At 52.8% G+C, this 17902-nt stretch carries 17 protein-coding genes and 1 pseudogene; 11 read left to right on the top strand and 7 right to left on the bottom strand.

Features of this window, described 5'->3' with window-relative positions:
• The first annotated feature begins 60 nt into the window (after positions 1 to 60).
• From ugpA to ugpQ, 4 genes are read left to right on the top strand one after another with little or no spacing between them, the layout of a single operon-like run.
• On the top strand, positions 61 to 948 hold the full coding sequence (gene ugpA / locus ACLJR2_RS04025) for a sn-glycerol-3-phosphate ABC transporter permease UgpA (RefSeq protein WP_000099303.1): 888 nt from the start codon (positions 61 to 63) through the stop codon (positions 946 to 948).
• The gene (ugpE, locus tag ACLJR2_RS04020) at positions 945 to 1790 is read left to right on the top strand and encodes a sn-glycerol-3-phosphate ABC transporter permease UgpE (protein ID WP_000572196.1); all 846 of its coding nucleotides are present in this window, start codon (positions 945 to 947) and stop codon (positions 1788 to 1790) included. The genes ugpA and ugpE overlap by 4 nt, the downstream gene beginning before the upstream one ends.
• Before the next feature lie 2 nt (positions 1791 to 1792).
• Positions 1793 to 2863 (top strand): sn-glycerol-3-phosphate import ATP-binding protein UgpC, encoded by a 1071-nt coding sequence (locus ACLJR2_RS04015; RefSeq protein WP_000907843.1) that lies wholly within the window; start codon positions 1793 to 1795, stop codon positions 2861 to 2863.
• The gene (gene ugpQ / locus ACLJR2_RS04010) at positions 2860 to 3600 is read left to right on the top strand and encodes a glycerophosphodiester phosphodiesterase (protein WP_000073548.1); all 741 of its coding nucleotides are present in this window, start codon (positions 2860 to 2862) and stop codon (positions 3598 to 3600) included. The genes ACLJR2_RS04015 and ugpQ overlap by 4 nt, the downstream gene beginning before the upstream one ends.
• A 12-nt stretch (positions 3601 to 3612) precedes the next feature.
• Here the strand turns inward: ugpQ and ACLJR2_RS04005 are convergent, their stop codons facing one another.
• Positions 3613 to 4029 (bottom strand): DUF2756 family protein, encoded by a 417-nt coding sequence (locus ACLJR2_RS04005; RefSeq protein ID WP_000826042.1) that lies wholly within the window; start codon positions 4027 to 4029, stop codon positions 3613 to 3615.
• Between the two features lie 125 nt (positions 4030 to 4154).
• Between ACLJR2_RS04005 and ggt the strand changes: the two genes are divergently transcribed.
• Positions 4155 to 5897, top strand: coding sequence for a gamma-glutamyltransferase (gene ggt, locus ACLJR2_RS04000; RefSeq protein ID WP_000805089.1), 1743 nt, complete (start codon positions 4155 to 4157; stop codon positions 5895 to 5897).
• A gap of 44 nt (positions 5898 to 5941) precedes the next feature.
• Here the strand turns inward: ggt and ACLJR2_RS03995 are convergent, their stop codons facing one another.
• From ACLJR2_RS03995 to yhhY, 5 genes are all read right to left on the bottom strand, one after another.
• Positions 5942 to 6976 carry a phosphotriesterase gene (locus ACLJR2_RS03995; protein WP_000675705.1) on the bottom strand — a complete coding sequence of 345 codons (1035 nt, stop codon included), beginning with the start codon at positions 6974 to 6976 and terminating at the stop codon, positions 5942 to 5944.
• Complete coding sequence (locus tag ACLJR2_RS03990) at positions 6973 to 7944, bottom strand: DMT family transporter (protein ID WP_001038944.1); 972 nt, start codon at positions 7942 to 7944, stop codon at positions 6973 to 6975. Before ACLJR2_RS03990 ends, ACLJR2_RS03995 begins: the two co-directional genes overlap by 4 nt.
• 53 nt (positions 7945 to 7997) lie before the next feature.
• Positions 7998 to 8759, bottom strand: coding sequence for a glutamine amidotransferase (locus ACLJR2_RS03985; RefSeq protein ID WP_001066509.1), 762 nt, complete (start codon positions 8757 to 8759; stop codon positions 7998 to 8000).
• A gap of 15 nt (positions 8760 to 8774) precedes the next feature.
• Positions 8775 to 9989 (bottom strand): PfkB family carbohydrate kinase, encoded by a 1215-nt coding sequence (locus ACLJR2_RS03980; RefSeq protein WP_000667440.1) that lies wholly within the window; start codon positions 9987 to 9989, stop codon positions 8775 to 8777.
• Positions 9990 to 10253: 264 nt separating this feature from the next.
• Positions 10254 to 10742, bottom strand: coding sequence for an N-acetyltransferase (gene yhhY, locus ACLJR2_RS03975; RefSeq protein WP_001290286.1), 489 nt, complete (start codon positions 10740 to 10742; stop codon positions 10254 to 10256).
• A gap of 468 nt (positions 10743 to 11210) precedes the next feature.
• Here yhhY and ACLJR2_RS03970 point away from each other — a divergent pair, with 468 nt between their 5' ends.
• The 5 genes from ACLJR2_RS03970 to gntU all read left to right on the top strand — a co-directional run bounded on the left by ACLJR2_RS03970 (position 11211) and on the right by gntU (position 16201).
• On the top strand, positions 11211 to 12248 hold the full coding sequence (locus ACLJR2_RS03970; RefSeq protein WP_000172396.1) for an oxidoreductase: 1038 nt from the start codon (positions 11211 to 11213) through the stop codon (positions 12246 to 12248).
• 123 nt (positions 12249 to 12371) lie between these two features.
• Positions 12372 to 13067, top strand: a complete 696-nt coding sequence (locus ACLJR2_RS03965; protein WP_000639789.1) for a pirin family protein — start codon at positions 12372 to 12374, stop codon at positions 13065 to 13067.
• Positions 13068 to 13196: 129 nt separating this feature from the next.
• A complete protein-coding gene (gntR, locus tag ACLJR2_RS03960) occupies positions 13197 to 14192 on the top strand; it encodes a gluconate operon transcriptional repressor GntR (protein ID WP_000730239.1) in 996 nt (331 codons plus the stop codon).
• 138 nt (positions 14193 to 14330) lie between these two features.
• Positions 14331 to 14864, top strand: coding sequence for a gluconokinase (gene gntK, locus ACLJR2_RS03955; protein WP_000108340.1), 534 nt, complete (start codon positions 14331 to 14333; stop codon positions 14862 to 14864).
• Positions 14861 to 16201, top strand: coding sequence for a gluconate transporter (gntU, locus tag ACLJR2_RS03950; protein WP_000105950.1), 1341 nt, complete (start codon positions 14861 to 14863; stop codon positions 16199 to 16201). Before gntK ends, gntU begins: the two co-directional genes overlap by 4 nt.
• A gap of 114 nt (positions 16202 to 16315) precedes the next feature.
• On the opposite strand, the pseudogene ACLJR2_RS03945 reads toward gntU, so the two are convergent.
• A pseudogene (locus ACLJR2_RS03945) lies at positions 16316 to 16390 on the bottom strand (MarC family protein); the annotation flags it as partial.
• Between the two features lie 234 nt (positions 16391 to 16624).
• Here ACLJR2_RS03945 and asd point away from each other — a divergent pair.
• Positions 16625 to 17731 (top strand): aspartate-semialdehyde dehydrogenase, encoded by a 1107-nt coding sequence (gene asd, locus ACLJR2_RS03940; protein ID WP_000799940.1) that lies wholly within the window; start codon positions 16625 to 16627, stop codon positions 17729 to 17731.
• Positions 17732 to 17902 lie beyond the last annotated feature (171 nt).

Genomic DNA, 17902 nt, shown 5'->3' with positions numbered 1-17902 from the left:
TTTGTAGGCCGGATAAGGTGCTTGCACCGCCATCCGGCACCTTCCAGGAAAAGAACCTTCATGTCATCATCCCGTCCGGTGTTCCGCTCGCGCTGGCTGCCGTATTTACTGGTTGCCCCGCAGTTGGTTATCACCGTTATTTTCTTTATCTGGCCTGCGGGCGAAGCGCTGTGGTATTCGCTGCAAAGCGTCGATCCGTTTGGTTTTTCCAGCCAATTTGTCGGGCTGGAGAATTTTGTCGCGCTTTTTCACGACAGTTATTATCTCGACGCCTTCTGGACGACGATTAAATTCAGCGCGCTGGTCACATTTAGCGGCCTGCTGGTCTCGTTGTTTTTCGCCGCCCTGGTGGATTACGTGGTGCGCGGCAGCCGTTTTTATCAGACGCTGATGCTGCTGCCTTATGCCGTCGCGCCCGCCGTCGCCGCCGTATTGTGGATTTTCCTGTTTAACCCGGGGCGGGGATTAATCACCCATTTCCTTGGCGAATTCGGCTATGACTGGAACCACGCGCAAAACAGCGGTCAGGCGATGTTCCTGGTGGTATTTGCGTCAGTCTGGAAGCAGATTAGTTACAACTTTTTATTCTTCTTTGCCGCGCTGCAATCCATTCCCCGCTCGCTGGTGGAAGCGGCGGCCATTGACGGCGCCGGGCCGATTCGTCGTTTCTTCCGGCTTTCTTTGCCGCTTATTGCGCCGGTCAGTTTCTTCCTGCTGGTGGTCAACCTGGTGTACGCCTTTTTCGACACCTTCCCGGTGATCGACGCCGCGACCGCCGGCGGGCCGGTACAAGCCACCACGACGCTGATTTATAAGATCTATCGCGAAGGGTTTACCGGCCTGGATCTCTCGGCGTCCGCCGCGCAGTCGGTGGTGTTGATGTTCCTCGTCATCATTCTGACGGTGGTGCAGTTCCGCTATGTGGAAAGTAAGGTGCGTTACCAATGATAGAGAATCGTCGCGGGCTGACAATATTCAGCCATACCATGCTGATTCTGGGGATCGCGGTCATTTTGTTTCCGCTGTATGTCGCGTTTGTCGCGGCGACGCTGGACGACCGCGCGGTGTTTGAGACGCCGATGACGCTGCTTCCCGGCACGCAGTTACTGGAGAATATCAAAACTATTTGGGTCAACGGCGTCGGTGTTAATAGCGCGCCATTCTGGCTGATGATGCTTAACAGTTTCATTATGGCGTTCAGCATTACGGTAGGCAAAATCACGGTATCTATGCTTTCCGCATTCGCCATCGTCTGGTTTCGTTTTCCCCTGCGTAACCTGTTCTTCTGGATGATTTTTATCACCCTGATGTTGCCGGTTGAAGTGCGTATCTTCCCGACGGTGGAAGTGATCGCCAACCTGAAAATGCTCGACAGCTATGCCGGTCTGACGCTACCGCTGATGGCGTCCGCTACCGCCACTTTCCTGTTTCGTCAGTTCTTTATGACGCTTCCGGATGAACTGGTGGAGGCGGCCCGTATTGACGGCGCGTCGCCGATGCGCTTTTTCCGCGACATCGTGTTGCCGCTGTCAAAAACCAACCTGGCGGCGTTATTCGTCATCACCTTTATCTACGGCTGGAACCAGTATCTGTGGCCGCTGTTGATTATCACCGACGTGAATCTTGGCACTGCCGTAGCGGGTATCAAAGGGATGATCGCCACCGGCGAAGGTACCACGCAATGGAACCAGGTGATGGCCGCGATGCTGCTGACTCTGATTCCCCCGGTCGTAATTGTGTTAGCCATGCAACGGGCGTTTGTGCGTGGTTTAGTGGACAGTGAGAAATAAAAATGGCTGGTTTAAAACTACAGGCAGTAACCAAAAGCTGGGACGGCAAAACCCAGGTCATTCAACCGCTGACGCTGGACGTGGCGGATGGCGAATTTATTGTGATGGTCGGGCCGTCCGGCTGCGGCAAATCAACGTTGTTGCGGATGGTGGCCGGTCTGGAACGCGTGACCAGCGGCGATATCTGGATTGATCGCAAACGGGTCACCGAGATGGAGCCCAAAGATCGCGGCATCGCGATGGTATTTCAGAACTATGCTCTCTATCCCCATATGAGCGTAGAGGAGAACATGGCGTGGGGACTAAAAATTCGCGGTATGAGCAAAGCGCATATTGAAGAACGCGTGCGGGAGGCGGCGCGCATTCTGGAGCTGGACGGCCTGCTTAAACGCCGTCCACGCGAGCTTTCCGGCGGTCAGCGGCAGCGCGTGGCAATGGGGCGCGCGATCGTCCGCGAGCCGGCAGTCTTCTTATTCGACGAACCGCTCTCTAACCTCGACGCCAAGCTGCGCGTGCAGATGCGTCTGGAGTTACAACATCTGCATCGTCGTCTTCGTACCACCTCGCTCTATGTTACTCACGATCAGGTAGAGGCGATGACGCTGGCCCAGCGGGTGATGGTGATGAATAAAGGCGTCGCAGAACAGATTGGCACGCCGGTAGAGGTGTATGAAAAACCGGCCAGTCGCTTCGTGGCGAGCTTTATCGGCAGCCCGGCGATGAACCTGTTGGACGGCGTTATCAGCGCTTCCGGCGACCGTTTCGAATTGCCTGGCGGTCTGGCGTTGCCGATTGGTGCGGGCTATCGGGGTCATGCCGGACGTAACATGACGCTGGGTATTCGCCCGGAGCATATTGCGTTAAGCTCGCAGGCGGAAGGCGGCGTGCCGCTAACGGTAGACACGCTGGAGATTCTGGGCGCGGATAATCTGGCGCATGGGCGCTGGGGCGATCAGAAACTGGTGGTGCGGTTGGCGCATCAGCAGCGCCCGGTGGCGGGCAGTACGCTATGGCTGCATCTGCCGGAACATCAGCGGCATCTTTTTGATGGCGAAACAGGACAACGTGTATGAGTAACTGGCCTTATCCCCACATTGTCGCCCATCGCGGCGGCGGTAAACTGGCGCCGGAAAACACTCTGGCGGCGATTGACGTGGGCGCGCGATACGGGCACACCATGATTGAGTTTGATGCCAAGCTGTCGAAAGACGGCGAAATTTTCCTGCTGCATGACGATAACCTGGAGCGCACCAGCAACGGTTGGGGCGTGGCGGGCGAGTTGAACTGGCAGGATTTATTGCGTGTGGACGCTGGCGGTTGGTTTAGCGGCGAATTTAAAGGCGAGCCGCTGCCGCTGCTCTCGCAGGTGGCGGAGCGCTGCCGTAAACACGGCATGATGGCGAATATTGAGATCAAACCGACAACGGGGAGCGGAAGGCTAACAGGACGTGTCGTGGCGTTGGCCGCCCGCGAACTGTGGGCCGGGATGACGCCGCCGCTGCTTTCTTCCTTTGAGATAGAGGCGCTGGAAGCGGCGCAGGCGGCAGCACCTGAACTGCCGCGCGGGTTACTACTGGATAAATGGCGTGAAGACTGGCGTGAACTGACGACCCGTCTGGGCTGTGTTTCCCTCCATCTCAACCATAAATTACTCGATGAGACGCGAGTGCAAGAGATTAAGGCCGCGGGTCTGCGGATTCTGGTGTATACCGTCAATCAGCCCCAGCGGGCGGCAGAGCTGCTGCGCTGGGGCGTGGATTGTATCTGCACCGATCGCATTGATGACATCGGCCCTCACTTTCAGTTTTAAGGGCCGTCAGTTTTAAGGGCTGATGGTTTTCAGCGGGATGTCAGGCTGCGGCGTCCCGCTGCCCTGCTGCAACATTGGCTGGGAATGGTTTAGCATCCGGTCCGGATTTCCGCTGCCGCTGAGCATTCCGCCCTGCGTATTGGGCAGCGTTTGCTGACCGAGCATACCGTTGCCCGGCTGTCCCTGCTGAACCCGCTGCGTATTGGCATTCAACTGCGACTGTAGATTTTGCTGCTGGCTGCGCGCCTGCGTTTGCATCTGTTGTTTCAACATACCCTGCTGCTGAATCTGCTGCGTTTGCATCTGCGTCTGCATACGCTGCTGGCTGGGGATCTGATAACCTGGCTGATTAGGATTATTCATAGTGTTAATTGGCTGGGCCAATACAGCAAAGGGTAACAAAGCCGTAATAAGTAGTAAGCGTTTCATTGTCGTCTCCTCCCGATGAGGCCTCTTTTTAAGTGTACCTCTATTTCGCCATGATGATGATTTTTTAAGCGTTGTGGGCCAGGATTAAACGGGACATACACCCATTTATCTGGAGAAAAACAACGATGAAACCAACGTTTATGCGCTGGGTGGCGATCGCCGCTCTGCTGGCCGGGGGGACGTTTAGCGCGGTGGCCAATCCTCCCGTCGCGCCGCCAGTCTCCTATGGTGTTGAAGAAGATGTCTTTCATCCTGTGCGGGCGACGCAAGGGATGGTGGCCTCGGTGGATGCAATGGCGACGCAGGTTGGCGTGGATATCTTAAAGCAGGGCGGTAATGCCGTGGATGCCGCCGTCGCCGTGGGCTATGCGCTGGCTGTCACGCATCCGCAAGCCGGGAATCTGGGCGGCGGGGGATTTATGCTGCTGCGCACTAAAGATGGCGCTACCACGGCGATCGATTTTCGTGAAATGGCGCCGGCTGGCGCGACCCGTGATATGTTCCTCGACGATCAGGGTAACGCCGATGCGAAAAAGTCGCTGACGTCGCATCTGGCATCCGGTACGCCGGGTACCGTGGCGGGGTTCTCGCTGGCGCTGGAGAAATACGGCACGATGCCGCTGAATAAAGTGGTGCGTCCGGCGATGAAGCTGGCGGAAGAGGGTTTTGTGGTTAACGATGCGCTGGCCGACGACTTAAAAACTTACGGCAGCGAAGTGATCCCTAATCATGAGAACAGCAAAGCTATTTTCTGGAAAGACGGCGAGCCGCTGAAAAAAGGCGATAAGCTGATCCAGAAGAATCTGGCGAAAAGCCTGGAAATGATTGCCGAAAACGGCCCGGCTGCGTTTTATAAAGGGGCGATTGCCGACCAGATTGCCGGGGAAATGCAGAAGAACGGCGGTCTGATGACCAAAGAGGATTTAGCCAGCTATAAAGCCGTTGAGCGTACGCCAATCAGCGGTGACTATCGCGGGTATCAGGTCTTCTCCATGCCGCCGCCATCCTCGGGCGGTATTCACATCGTACAGATCCTTAATATTCTTGAAAATTTCGACATGAAGAAGTACGGCTTTGGCAGCGCCGATGCCATGCAAATCATGGCGGAAGCGGAAAAATACGCCTACGCTGACCGCTCAGAGTATCTGGGCGATCCGGACTTTGTGAAAGTGCCGTGGCAGGCGCTGACCCACAAAGCCTATGCGAAAACGCTGGCCGATCAAATTGATATCAACAAGGCCAAACCTTCCAGCCAGATAAAACCGGGCAAGCTCGCCCCGTATGAAAGCAACCAGACCACCCACTTCTCGGTGGTGGATAAAGACGGCAATGCTGTGGCGGTGACCTATACCCTGAACACCACCTTCGGCACAGGAATTGTGGCGGGAAATACCGGTATTCTGCTGAATAATCAAATGGATGATTTTTCTGCTAAACCCGGTGTACCTAATGTTTATGGCCTGGTGGGCGGCGATGCTAACGCGGTCGGTCCGAAGAAGCGTCCGCTGTCGTCGATGTCGCCCACTATCGTCGTTAAAGAGGGCAAAACCTGGCTGGTGACCGGCAGTCCTGGCGGGAGTCGAATCATCACTACTGTGCTGCAAATGGTAGTGAACAGCATTGATTTTGGCATGAACGTCGCGGAAGCGACCAACGCGCCGCGCTTCCATCATCAATGGTTGCCGGACGAACTGCGGGTAGAAAAGGGCTTCAGTCCCGATACGCTGAAGTTGCTGGAACAGAAAGGGCAGAAAGTGGCGCTGAAAGAAGCGATGGGCAGTACCCAAAGTATTATGGTTGGACCGGATGGCGAACTGTACGGTGCGTCTGACCCGCGTTCGGTGGATGATTTAACGGCGGGATACTGATTTTTAATTCCAGGCCCGGTGTCAGACACCGGGCTATTTGCAGATTATGCCGTGAGTAATCGGGCTGGATTATCAATACAAAGCTTGCGCAGAGTATCGTTGTCTACTCCGCGAGCAGCCAGATAGGCGAGGAAGACATTCGGGACAAACCCCCAGCCATTTCCGCCATTTTTCGCCCACATCTGTTTGAGAAAAACATCATGGCTTAAAACGATTTGGTCGGCGTAACCCAGTGCAATCAGATTCGCTACTGCATCTGCGGTCTCCTGAACGCCCGGCGCGACACCTTCTTTTGGAAAGGTGATGTCCAGACCAATCATGTCAAATTCAAGCCATACGCCACGGTCGAGCATTTTACGTTGATAGACGACATCTTTTCCTGAAGGGTCCGAATGCGCCAGCGAGACTTTTGCCGGAGAGACGTTCATTTCTTCCAGCACGATATCCAGCACCTCATCACCCAGTCGCAGCCACCCTGGCATATGGATATTCATCGCCGTGTGGGGGTTGTTACATTGTGCCAGAGACGCTGCCCGCAGGCTGTTACGCTCCGCTTGGGTAAACGCGGGAGATACGCCGATTTCACCGATCATGCCAGCGCGAATATCCGTCTCGCCAATACCCTGATTCAGTTCTTTATCAATGAGTGAGGCTAACAGCTCAACAGGTTTATGGATCCGGGTACTTTCAAATTTCTCCAGATAAGGTCCGGATGACGCAACGATATTCAAACCCGTTTTTAAGGCAACTTCTCGCAGCGCTGAGGCGTCCCGTCCAATGGATTCTGATCCGGTGGCGTCGACAATCGTCCTGCCGCCTAAAGCCATAAAGTTATTGATTTCGAAGATAACATCATCAATCTCTTTGCGGTCCATGTTATCGGCGCAGCAGTATGGGTCGTGTTTCAGCCCCCACTGCAGGTCAGCACTGACTTTCTTTCCCACCAGTTGCTGTGAAAAAGCATAATGTGGCTCGTCTACGACCGAAGACAGATCGTTAAACAGATGTTCATGCGGTAGCGTCAGCCCCATATCCGTATGCGCCACCGGGCCTGTTACGGTTTGCAGGAAACCTTTCATTCTGACACCTCCATTCTTTGCGCCATTTTGGATGCTCTGTATTCAGGGATGGTGGTCACAATCGCACCGACTACCGCGAACAGCGTACCGATGATGGTGACCAGGTAGACCGTATTGCCTAATGAAGGGATCAATTCATCAATCAGCACTGAGCCAAGCAGTTGGCCTGCTGTTGACGCTACGCCCAGCATCAATAGCCCTAAGCCTCTCACCAGAATCGCCATTAGCCCGATGGACAGCAGACCCAGCGGACCACCGAGATACATCCACCATGTATCGGGTAACTGAATGGTGACATGGCCTAATGCGATACGTATCGCCAGCGCCGCGCCCAGGACACAAAAGCCGACGATGAAGTTCCATGTAATGGACACCAGCATGGAGCCCGTTGCCTCGGCGACTTTCGCATTTCCCGCAGGCTGCCAGCCAGCGAGTAACCCTGCCAAAAAGGGGAGGATAGCGAGCAGGATAAACGAGGTTGAGTGCCACTGTGGCGACACGACAAAAATGGTGGCGATAACGGCGAACAATGCGCCAGTAATGCGCCATGGCGTAAAATATTTTTTCTCCTCCACACCGACGCCAAAACGGTCGCACAGCAGGCCGGAAAGGAGCAGGGCGGAAATTAATGCTGTTTGAAAGGTGGCAACGCCCAGCGCGCTGGCGGATGCGCCTTCAGAAAATACGACCATAGCCCCGCATAATCCTGCAAACCAATTCCATAGCGGGATTTTTCTCTTTTTAATCAGAGTAGGGATTGCGGCGAATTGCTGGCGTGTTTCTTTGCGCGCAATAATAATAAAAAACATGACGACCAGACCGCTGGCAAACGAGATTACTGCGCAAGCATTACCGTCTTGTAACCAATGTCCTAACTGCCCATTAACGGCAGACTGCATCGGGGAAAGCATACCGGCTAAGATGGTGGCAAGCATCAGTAAGGGGGTTGAGTACTTATTCTTGTTCATACATTAATCCTTATATTTTATAAAAGGAGTAACTTTCGTTACTCCATTGTTTTTTATTTTCTGGCGATGAATTGAAGCGTGTTGACCCACAGGTCGGTATAAAATGGCCATGACATAAACTGCTGGGTTCCCCAGTGTGGGGAGCAGTCACTCATAAAGCAGGCGGTTTTACCCTGTTGGTATTCACCGAACACTAACAATGGGTCATTATTTATTGTTAATACGACATCGGCATCGTCTCTGGCGACGGCCTGGTTATATCCAAGAAATACCGGATAATCTGAGAACCCGTTAACAACAGGATGTTCAGGTGAGACAGCCTCAGCACAGATACCCTCGGGCTTTTCTACCCGGTCATCGCCATCAAGCATAATAACTGGCAGAACCTCAGCAAGAACGGTGTTCTTATAATTGGCTTTTGCCTCAATACCCATAAATGACAGATAACCGCCAATCATGAGTAGTCCACCGCCATTTTTGACGTACTCTTTAATGGACTCCAGAGCGTTTGGTTTTATTTTTAGCTGATAAAATGTCTCGTTTTGCAACAGGAAGGTATTACTACCAATGTCGCTAATAACAATCACATCGTAACGATTTAATTCGTCAATACTCTCTGGAAAGGCAATTTGTACCGTGTGGGCAGGCATGTAATCAATATCAACGCCGCCTTTCCTCAGGCATTCCAGTAACCATGTAGCGCCTTCTTCATATTTACTGGAGGTGAAACTGTCATAACCTTTTGAATGAATCATATGAATATGCCAGGATTCTCCAATAAAGAGCACCTTTAGTTTTTTCTGCGTATTGTTCATAGTCTGCTCCTTGATTTAGTGAGTAGAGATAGTTTGTTTGTAATGTGAACCCTGAATACGATGAAGAACGGAGTCGTTTTCCGGCATATCAGAGGCATTAGGCGTTTCAACCGCAAGTGAGGCAAATGCGCTGGCGTAGCACAATGCGGATGCCAGTGACTTTCCTTTTGCAAGACCAGATGCGAGGGCGCCATTGAAAGCGTCACCCGCTCCCGCCGTATTTTTTACAACTGCCGGAAATGCCGGGGAATAGATGAATTGTGTGCCATCATAAGCAAGCGAACCTTTGCTACCTAATGTAATAATGGTATTTTTGACGCCTTTCTGATGAATAATTTTGGCCGCGCATTTGGCTGATTCGATATCATTAACCGCCATATTGGCCAGCAGGCCTGCTTCCGTTTCATTTGGCGTAATATAATCAATGTTATCAATGATGGTGTTAACCATGTCATTGTATGGCGCTGGATTGATGATGACCGGTATGTCATTTTTTTGTGCGAGACGAATTGTTTGCTGCAGCGCTTCGTAATTCGTCTCCAGTTGGACAAGAACAATATCTGAATGAACAATGGCTTCTTTCTGAATGGTGATTTCATCAGGGGAAATTGTCATGTTGGCGCCAGGGTAGATAGCGATGACGTTATCTCCGGTATCTCCATTCACCATGATGGTTGCTGTACCTGTTTGTGTTTCTTTGGTCTGGTAGATAACACTTTTATGGATTTTTGATGAGTTTATAAAATTAATGGCGTAATCACTAAAATGATCTGAGCCTACTTTAGTAATAAAATGCACATCAGAATCGGCATAGCTTGCTGCTAATGCCTGATTACATCCCTTACCGCCGGGTGAAAAAATAAATTTATCGGCCAGCAATGATTCTCCCGTTGAGGGTAATCTCGGTAGATAACTGATAATATCAACATTGAACGAGCCAATAACACATACATTATTTTTCATGGCAGAGAGACCTTTTTTTATTTTCTGCGCTGATTCATATTTTTCCAGCACATAAGCAATTTCATTTTTTGCGACGTTATCAAGAGAATCAAGGGTAATAAATGCACCACCATGACAGCGAGTAAGATATCCCTGTCCGGCAAGTTCATTGAGATCTGAACGAATAGTTTCCTTTGTTACCTTGAGACTTTTCGCCAGATTTGAAACTTTTACAACTCCCGAAATACTGAGTTCCTTCAATATTCTATGATGGCGTTCAAATTTCATTTTTTACCTCACCGTGGTTAAATTAGTCCCGGGAGGAGTATATTGTTGTGATTGTCACCATAAAGTGATGGCAGAAACCAAAAAAAAACAAAAATGTAATATTAATATTGCTAAAATTACGGAAAAAACGGTGATAAAGCTTAAAGTGGTAATAACCATTAAATTCAGATGGTTATTGTTTTGATATAGGGGAAGTAGGCTGCAATAACTGGAATGTTGTGAAGGTTTGTGACGTTTCGCCCCACAGGGTGGGGCGGGGAAGCGCTATTTCACGCGCGCCATAAAGTACGCATCAACGTACTCACCGTTGCGCAGGCCGTATTTCTTACCGGTGCCTTCGATTTCAAAGCCGTACTTCTTATACACCGCCACCGCGGGCTCGTTATCAACAAACACCGTTAACTCAATACGCTCGACGCGCAGCCAGTTGTCACACATGTCGATCATCGTGCGGATCAGCGCGCTGGCGACGCCGCGGTTTTGCCAACGAGCGTCAACGCAAATACCGAAATCAGCGACGTGACTGCGGCGCGGGCGCTGGGCAACAGCAATGCAAAGATGCCCCACGACGATATCATCGATGCAGGCCACCAGCTGTTTGATCCCCGGCTGATCGGCGAGTCGCGTTTGCCACATCTCCATGGAAGGATGAGGAACCTGTAGCGTGTTGTGGTACACCTCCGGCTGGGCGTGGATCTGACGAATGGCGTCGTAATCTTTCGGTTCAGCGTGGCGTATCACTATTTCACTCATTCCTTATCTCCTGCAGGGGTAATTGTGTATTTACACTCGCTGAGAAAGAAAATTCCGTCAACCGCATTTTTTTGCAAAAAGAAGTAGACAAGTGCGAATGAGAATGATTATTATTGCCTTGCATTCAGGGGAACCCTACGGAGAACCTGAAAGCACGACATTGCTCACATTGCTTCCAGTATTACTTTAGCCAGCTTTTGCTGGCTTTTTTTTGGGTTTTGTTTCAGCCTGGCTTACTTGTCATTTTGTCCCCGGGAAGTGCTCGTGCTCCTCACGTACATTTAGTACGCTCCGGGCCCTGCGCGCTTGCCGTGAACAAACTGACCGCGACGCCGACGGCCGATCTTGAGGCATCTGCTTTTGTAGGCCCGAAAAGGCAACGCCACATCCGGCTCGATGGCAGGATGGATTCAGTCTCCTCACGCTTTGCGCTATGGTGTAGACAATCATCTTCAAAAGGATCGTCTCATGACCTTACACTGCGCATTTATTGGATTCGGCAAAAGTACCACCCGTTACCATCTCCCCTATGTTCTGAATCGGAAGGATACCTGGCATGTCGCGCATATTTTCCGTCGTCACGCTAAACCGGAAGAGCAGGCGCCGCAGTATTCGCATATTCATTTCACCAGCGATCTGGATGAGGTGTTGGGCGATCCGCAGGTAAAACTGGTGATCGTCTGTACGCATGCTGACAGCCATTTCGAATACGCCAAACGCGCGCTGGAAGCGGGTAAAAATGTGCTGGTTGAGAAACCTTTCACGCCGACGCTGGCGGAGGCAAAAGTGTTGTTCGACCTGGCGCGAAGCAAAGGACTGACCGTCACGCCGTATCAGAATCGGCGTTTTGATTCCTGTTTTCTCACGGCTAAAAAAGCGATTGAGAGCGGCAAACTGGGCAAGATTGTCGAAATTGAAAGCCATTTCGATTATTACCGCCCGGTAGCAGAAACCAAACCGGGCCTGCCGCAGGATGGTGCATTCTATGGACTTGGCGTCCACACTATGGATCAAATTATTTCGCTATTTGGCCGCCCGGATCATGTCGCGTATGACATTCGTAGCCTGCGTAATAAAGCGAATCCGGATGACACCTTTGAAGCGCAACTGTTTTATGGCGATTTGAAGGCTATCGTTAAAACCAGCCATCTGGTGAAAATCGACTATCCGAAGTTTATTGTTCACGGCACCAAAGGTTCGTTTGTGAAATACGGTATCGATCAACAAGAAACCAGCCTGAAAGCGAACATTATGCCTGGCGAGCCGGGTTTTGCCGCTGACGAATCCGTCGGCGTGCTGGAATATGTTAACGATGACGGCGTGACCGTGAAAGAAGAGGTGAAACCGGAAACGGGTGACTATGGTCGCGTCTATGATGCGCTGTACCAGACGTTGACCGTCGGTACGCCTAATTACGTCAAGGAATCTGAAGTTCTTACCAACCTGGAAATCCTCGAACGTGCCTTCGAACAGGCAACGCCTGCGACGATAACCCTGGCTAAATAGCCCTTACAGACTCCTCTGCGCTTATTCATATTTTTTGAACAGAGGAGTCAATTTTCACCCTCTATGATCCCGGACGGAATGAGTCCACACTTATTCCATCGAAAACATCTGGGGGTGAACACAATGATCTACTTACGCAAAGCAAACGACCGCGGTCATGCGAATCATGGCTGGCTTGACTCCTGGCATACCTTTTCTTTTGCCGATTATTACGATCCGAACTTTATGGGGTTCTCGGCGCTGCGCGTGATTAACGATGACGTGATCGACGCAGGTCAGGGCTTTGGTACTCACCCCCATAAAGACATGGAAATCCTGACTTATGTGCTGGAAGGCGCGGTGGAGCATCAGGACAGTATGGGCAATAAAGAACAGGTTCCGGCCGGTGAATTCCAGATTATGAGCGCCGGGACCGGCGTTCGCCACTCCGAGTACAACCCGAGCAAAACGGATCGTCTGCGGCTGTACCAGATCTGGATCATTCCGCAAGAAACCGGCATCACGCCGCGCTACGAACAGCGCCGCTTCGACGCCGCGCAGGGCAAGCAACTGGTGCTTTCGCCAGATGCTCGTGATGGTTCGCTGAAGGTCCACCAGGATATGGAGCTGTACCGCTGGGCGCTGCTCAAAGATGAGCAGTCGGTGCATCAGATTGCCGCTGAGCGCCGCGTCTGGATCCAGGTGGTAAAAGGTAACGTGACCATTAACGGTACCAAAGCGACGACCAGCGACGGCCTGGCGATTTGGGATGAGCAGGCAATCTCGATTCATGCCGACAGCGACAGTGAAGTGTTGTTGTTTGACTTGCCGCCAGTCTAACGTGCTGTAACCTTTTGTAGGCCGGATAAGACGCGAAAGCGTTGCCATCCGGCTTTTCATCGTTTGTCATTAATTCCGCACGTCCGTGGTAAACTGGGCAAATCTATCCCTTTTATACCTTTCAGGACGATGAAAAAGAAAAGACCCGTACTTCAGGATGTGGCCGACCGTGTGGGCGTGACCAAAATGACGGTCAGCCGTTTTTTGCGTAATCCGGAGCAGGTCTCCGTCGCGCTGCGGGGTAAAATTGCGGCTGCGCTTGATGAGCTCGGGTACATTCCTAATCGCGCGCCTGACATTCTTTCCAACGCCACCAGCCGCGCCATTGGCGTTCTGCTGCCGTCTTTAACCAACCAGGTCTTTGCGGAAGTGTTACGCGGCATTGAGGCCGTCACCGATGCCCACGGGTATCAGACCATGCTGGCGCACTACGGCTATAAACCGGAGATGGAGCAGGAGCGCTTGGAATCGATGCTCTCCTGGAATATCGACGGCCTGATCCTCACTGAGCGTACCCATACGCCGCGCACCTTAAAAATGATCGAAGTCGCCGGGATTCCGGTGGTGGAACTGATGGACAGCCAGTCGCCGTGTCTCGATATTGCCGTCGGTTTTGACAACTTCGAGGCCGCCCGTCAGATGACCGCCGCGATTATCGCGCGTGGTCATCGTCATATCGCCTATCTGGGGGCGCGCCTCGACGAACGTACTATCATCAAGCAGAAGGGTTATGAACAGGCGATGCGGGACGCAGGCCTGGTTCCTTACAGTGTGATGATGGAGCAATCTTCATCCTACTCTTCCGGTATCGAACTCATGCGCCAGGCGCGACGCGAATACCCACAGCTTGACGGTATTTTTTGCACCAACGATGACCTGGCGGTGGGGGCGGCCTTCGAATGCCAGCGCCTGGGGCTAAAAATCCCGGACGACATGGCGATCGCCGGGTTCCACGGTCATGACATCGGCCAGGTGATGGAACCGCGTCTGGCAAGCGTCCTGACGCCGCGCGAGCGAATGGGCAGCATTGGCGCGGAACGTCTGTTGGCCCGCATTCGCGGCGAAACGGTCACGCCGAAAATGTTAGATTTAGGTTTCACCTTGTCACCGGGCGGATCTATTTAGTCTGACAACTTTGAAGTAGCTCACACTTATTCACTTTTGGCACGAATGGTCATTGCGTCGTGAATGGTGCGGCTGGACAATGTTACCGATAACAGTTACCCGTAACAAATTTTGCAACTTGTAGAGTGGGGGCCCGCTTTGAGCACGACTAATCATGATCACCACGTTTACGTTCTGATGGGCGTATCAGGCAGCGGTAAATCCGCTGTCGCAAGCGCCGTGGCGCATCAGCTTCATGCCGCGTTTCTGGACGGCGATTTTCTGCATCCGCGCTGCAATATTGAAAAAATGGCTTCCGGCGAGCCGTTGAATGATGATGACCGCAAACCGTGGTTACAGGCGCTAAACGACGCCGCTTTCGCGATGCAGCGTACCAATAAAATCTCGCTGATCGTCTGCTCCGCACTGAAAAAACATTATCGCGACCTGCTGCGCGAGGGAAACCCGAACCTCTCCTTTATCTATCTGAAAGGTGATTTCGACGTCATTGAAAGCCGTCTGAAAGCGCGCAAAGGTCATTTCTTCAAAACCCAGATGCTGGTGACGCAGTTTGAAACGCTGCAAGAGCCGGGTGCCGACGAACGCGATGTTCTGGTGGTGGATATCGACCAGCCGCTGGAAGACGTCGTGGCGAGCACCATTGAGGTCATCAATAAAGGCAGTACGCTGTGAGTACATTAACACTGGTTTTAACCGCCGTCGGTTCCGTCTTACTGCTGCTGTTTCTCGTGATGAAGGCGCGTATGCACGCCTTCGTCGCGTTAATGGTCGTCTCAATGGGCGCGGGGCTTTTTTCAGGGATGCCGCTTGATAAAATCGCCGCGACCATGGAAAAAGGGATGGGCGGCACGCTGGGCTTCCTGGCGATTGTGGTCGCGCTGGGGGCGATGTTCGGCAAGATTCTGCATGAAACCGGCGCGGTCGATCAGATAGCCGTGAAAATGCTTAAATCCTTTGGCCATAACCGCGCGCACTATGCGATTGGCCTGGCCGGGCTGATTTGCGCGCTTCCGCTGTTCTTTGAAGTGGCGATTGTGCTGCTGATAAGCGTGGCGTTCTCTATGGCGCGTCATACCGGCACAAACCTGGTGAAGCTGGTCATTCCGCTGTTTGCGGGCGTGGCGGCAGCCGCGGCGTTTTTGTTGCCTGGGCCTGCGCCGATGCTGCTGGCTTCCCAGATGCATGCTGATTTCGGCTGGATGATCCTGATTGGGCTGTGCGCCGCCATTCCTGGCATGATTATCGCCGGGCCGCTGTGGGGGAATTTTATCAGCCGCTACGTTGAGCTGCGTATTCCTGACGACATTACCGAGCCGCATCTGGGTGAAGGTAAAATGCCTTCTTTCGGCTTCAGCCTGTCGCTGATCCTGCTGCCGTTGGTGCTGGTAGGGCTGAAAACGATCGCCGCGCGTTTTGTGCCGGAAGGTTCCACCGCTTACGAATGGTTTGAGTTTATCGGCCACCCCTTCACTGCGATTCTGGTCGCTTGTCTGGTTGCGATTTACGGCCTGGCGATGCGTCAGGGGATGCCGAAAGACAAAGTGATGGAAATCTGCGGCCACGCGCTGCAACCGGCGGGCATTATCTTGCTGGTGATTGGCGCAGGCGGGGTGTTCAAACAGGTACTGGTTGACTCCGGCGTCGGCCCGGCGCTGGGCGAAGCGTTAACCGGTATGGGACTGCCGATTGCCATTACCTGCTTTGTGCTGGCGGCGGCGGTGCGCATCATTCAGGGTTCCGCGACCGTGGCGTGTTTAACCGCGGTCGGTCTGGTGATGCCGGTCATAGAGCAACTGAATTTCTCCGGCGCGCAGATGGCTGCGCTCTCTATCTGTATCGCCGGCGGTTCAATTGTGGTTTCTCATGTTAACGACGCCGGTTTCTGGCTGTTCGGTAAATTTACCGGCGCGACCGAAGCACAGACGCTGAAGACCTGGACGATGATGGAGACTATCCTCGGCACGGTCGGCGCGATTGTCGGGATGATTGCTTTCCAACTGCTGAGCTGAGTCTTGTTGCCCGGTGGCGCGGTGCTTACCGGGCCTGGAAACGGGCACATATCGACACCGTAAGCCGGGTAAGGCGTAATCGCTACCCGGTTTTTTTATTGAGGTGTGCATGGCAATCGCCCAACGACGTTTTGCCTCGCCATGTTTCAGTACGCGCATAAAAGCAGGCAAATTTCTACGCTGATCCATAATTAGGATCAATAAAACAGCGACGGAAATGATTCCCTTCCTAACGCAAATTCCCTGATAATCGCCACTGGACTTTCTGCTTGCGCGGTAAGGCAGGATAAGTCGCATTACTGATGGCTTCGCTATCATTGATTAATTTCACTTGCGACTTTGGCTGCTTTTTGTATGGTGAAGGATGCGCCACAGGATACTGGCGCGCATACACAGCACATCTCTTTGCAGGAAAAAAACGCTATGAAAAATGTTGGTTTTATCGGCTGGCGCGGAATGGTCGGCTCTGTTCTCATGCAACGCATGGTAGAGGAGCGCGATTTCGACGCTATTCGCCCTGTTTTCTTTTCTACCTCCCAGTTTGGACAGGCGGCGCCCACCTTCGGCGACACCTCCACCGGCACGCTACAGGACGCTTTTGATCTGGATGCGCTAAAAGCGCTCGATATCATCGTGACCTGCCAGGGCGGCGATTATACCAACGAAATTTATCCAAAGCTGCGCGAGAGCGGATGGCAGGGTTACTGGATTGACGCGGCTTCTACGCTGCGCATGAAAGATGATGCCATTATTATTCTCGACCCGGTCAACCAGGACGTGATTACCGACGGCCTGAACAATGGCGTGAAGACCTTTGTGGGCGGTAACTGTACCGTTAGCCTGATGTTGATGTCGCTGGGCGGTCTCTTTGCCCATAATCTCGTTGACTGGGTATCCGTCGCGACCTATCAGGCCGCCTCCGGCGGCGGCGCGCGCCATATGCGCGAGCTGTTAACCCAGATGGGTCAGTTGTATGGCCATGTCGCCGATGAACTGGCGACGCCGTCTTCCGCAATTCTTGATATTGAACGCAAAGTTACGGCATTGACCCGCAGCGGCGAGCTGCCGGTGGATAACTTTGGCGTACCGCTGGCGGGAAGCCTGATCCCCTGGATCGACAAACAGCTCGATAACGGCCAGAGCCGCGAAGAGTGGAAAGGCCAGGCGGAAACCAACAAGATTCTCAATACTGCCTCTGTGATTCCGGTTGATGGTTTGTGTGTGCGCGTCGGCGCGCTGCGCTGTCACAGCCAGGCGTTCACCATTAAGCTGAAAAAAGAGGTATCCATTCCGACGGTGGAAGAACTGCTGGCGGCACATAATCCGTGGGCGAAAGTGGTACCGAACGATCGTGATATCACTATGCGCGAATTAACCCCGGCGGCGGTGACCGGCACGTTGACTACGCCGGTTGGTCGTCTGCGTAAGCTGAACATGGGGCCAGAGTTCTTGTCGGCGTTTACCGTAGGCGACCAGTTGTTATGGGGCGCCGCCGAGCCGCTGCGTCGAATGCTGCGCCAGTTGGCGTAGTGGCTATTGCAGCGCTTATCGGGCCTGCGTGTGGTTCTGTAGGCCGGATAAGGCGCGTCAGCGCCGCCATCCGGCAATATCCGCCAGATAAGGCGTAGTCGGCAAGCAGACGTCAGATTGATATGTAGGGTGCATCGTCACCCTTTTTTTTGCGTAATACAGGAGTAAACG

This window comes from Salmonella sp. SAL03688, assembly GCF_046551895.1.
Taxonomy (GTDB): domain Bacteria; phylum Pseudomonadota; class Gammaproteobacteria; order Enterobacterales; family Enterobacteriaceae; genus Salmonella; species Salmonella enterica.
The sequence above is the reverse complement of the archived record's forward strand: the minus strand, read 5'-3'. Positions and strand labels throughout refer to the sequence as shown.

Coding starts and splice junctions, on each gene's coding strand:
- ACLJR2_RS04005 (WP_000826042.1), bottom strand. CDS start 4,029: ATGAAACGCTTACTACTTATTACGGCTTTGTTACCCTTTGCTGTATTG.
- ACLJR2_RS03990 (WP_001038944.1), bottom strand. CDS start 7,944: ATGAACAAGAATAAGTACTCAACCCCCTTACTGATGCTTGCCACCATC.
- ACLJR2_RS03970 (WP_000172396.1), top strand. CDS start 11,211: ATGACCTTACACTGCGCATTTATTGGATTCGGCAAAAGTACCACCCGT.
- ugpA (WP_000099303.1), top strand. CDS start 61: ATGTCATCATCCCGTCCGGTGTTCCGCTCGCGCTGGCTGCCGTATTTA.
- yhhY (WP_001290286.1), bottom strand. CDS start 10,742: ATGAGTGAAATAGTGATACGCCACGCTGAACCGAAAGATTACGACGCC.
- gntR (WP_000730239.1), top strand. CDS start 13,197: ATGAAAAAGAAAAGACCCGTACTTCAGGATGTGGCCGACCGTGTGGGC.
- ugpE (WP_000572196.1), top strand. CDS start 945: ATGATAGAGAATCGTCGCGGGCTGACAATATTCAGCCATACCATGCTG.
- ggt (WP_000805089.1), top strand. CDS start 4,155: ATGAAACCAACGTTTATGCGCTGGGTGGCGATCGCCGCTCTGCTGGCC.
- ACLJR2_RS03980 (WP_000667440.1), bottom strand. CDS start 9,989: ATGAAATTTGAACGCCATCATAGAATATTGAAGGAACTCAGTATTTCG.
- ugpQ (WP_000073548.1), top strand. CDS start 2,860: ATGAGTAACTGGCCTTATCCCCACATTGTCGCCCATCGCGGCGGCGGT.
- ACLJR2_RS03965 (WP_000639789.1), top strand. CDS start 12,372: ATGATCTACTTACGCAAAGCAAACGACCGCGGTCATGCGAATCATGGC.
- ACLJR2_RS03995 (WP_000675705.1), bottom strand. CDS start 6,976: ATGAAAGGTTTCCTGCAAACCGTAACAGGCCCGGTGGCGCATACGGAT.
- ACLJR2_RS03985 (WP_001066509.1), bottom strand. CDS start 8,759: ATGAACAATACGCAGAAAAAACTAAAGGTGCTCTTTATTGGAGAATCC.
- asd (WP_000799940.1), top strand. CDS start 16,625: ATGAAAAATGTTGGTTTTATCGGCTGGCGCGGAATGGTCGGCTCTGTT.
- ACLJR2_RS04015 (WP_000907843.1), top strand. CDS start 1,793: ATGGCTGGTTTAAAACTACAGGCAGTAACCAAAAGCTGGGACGGCAAA.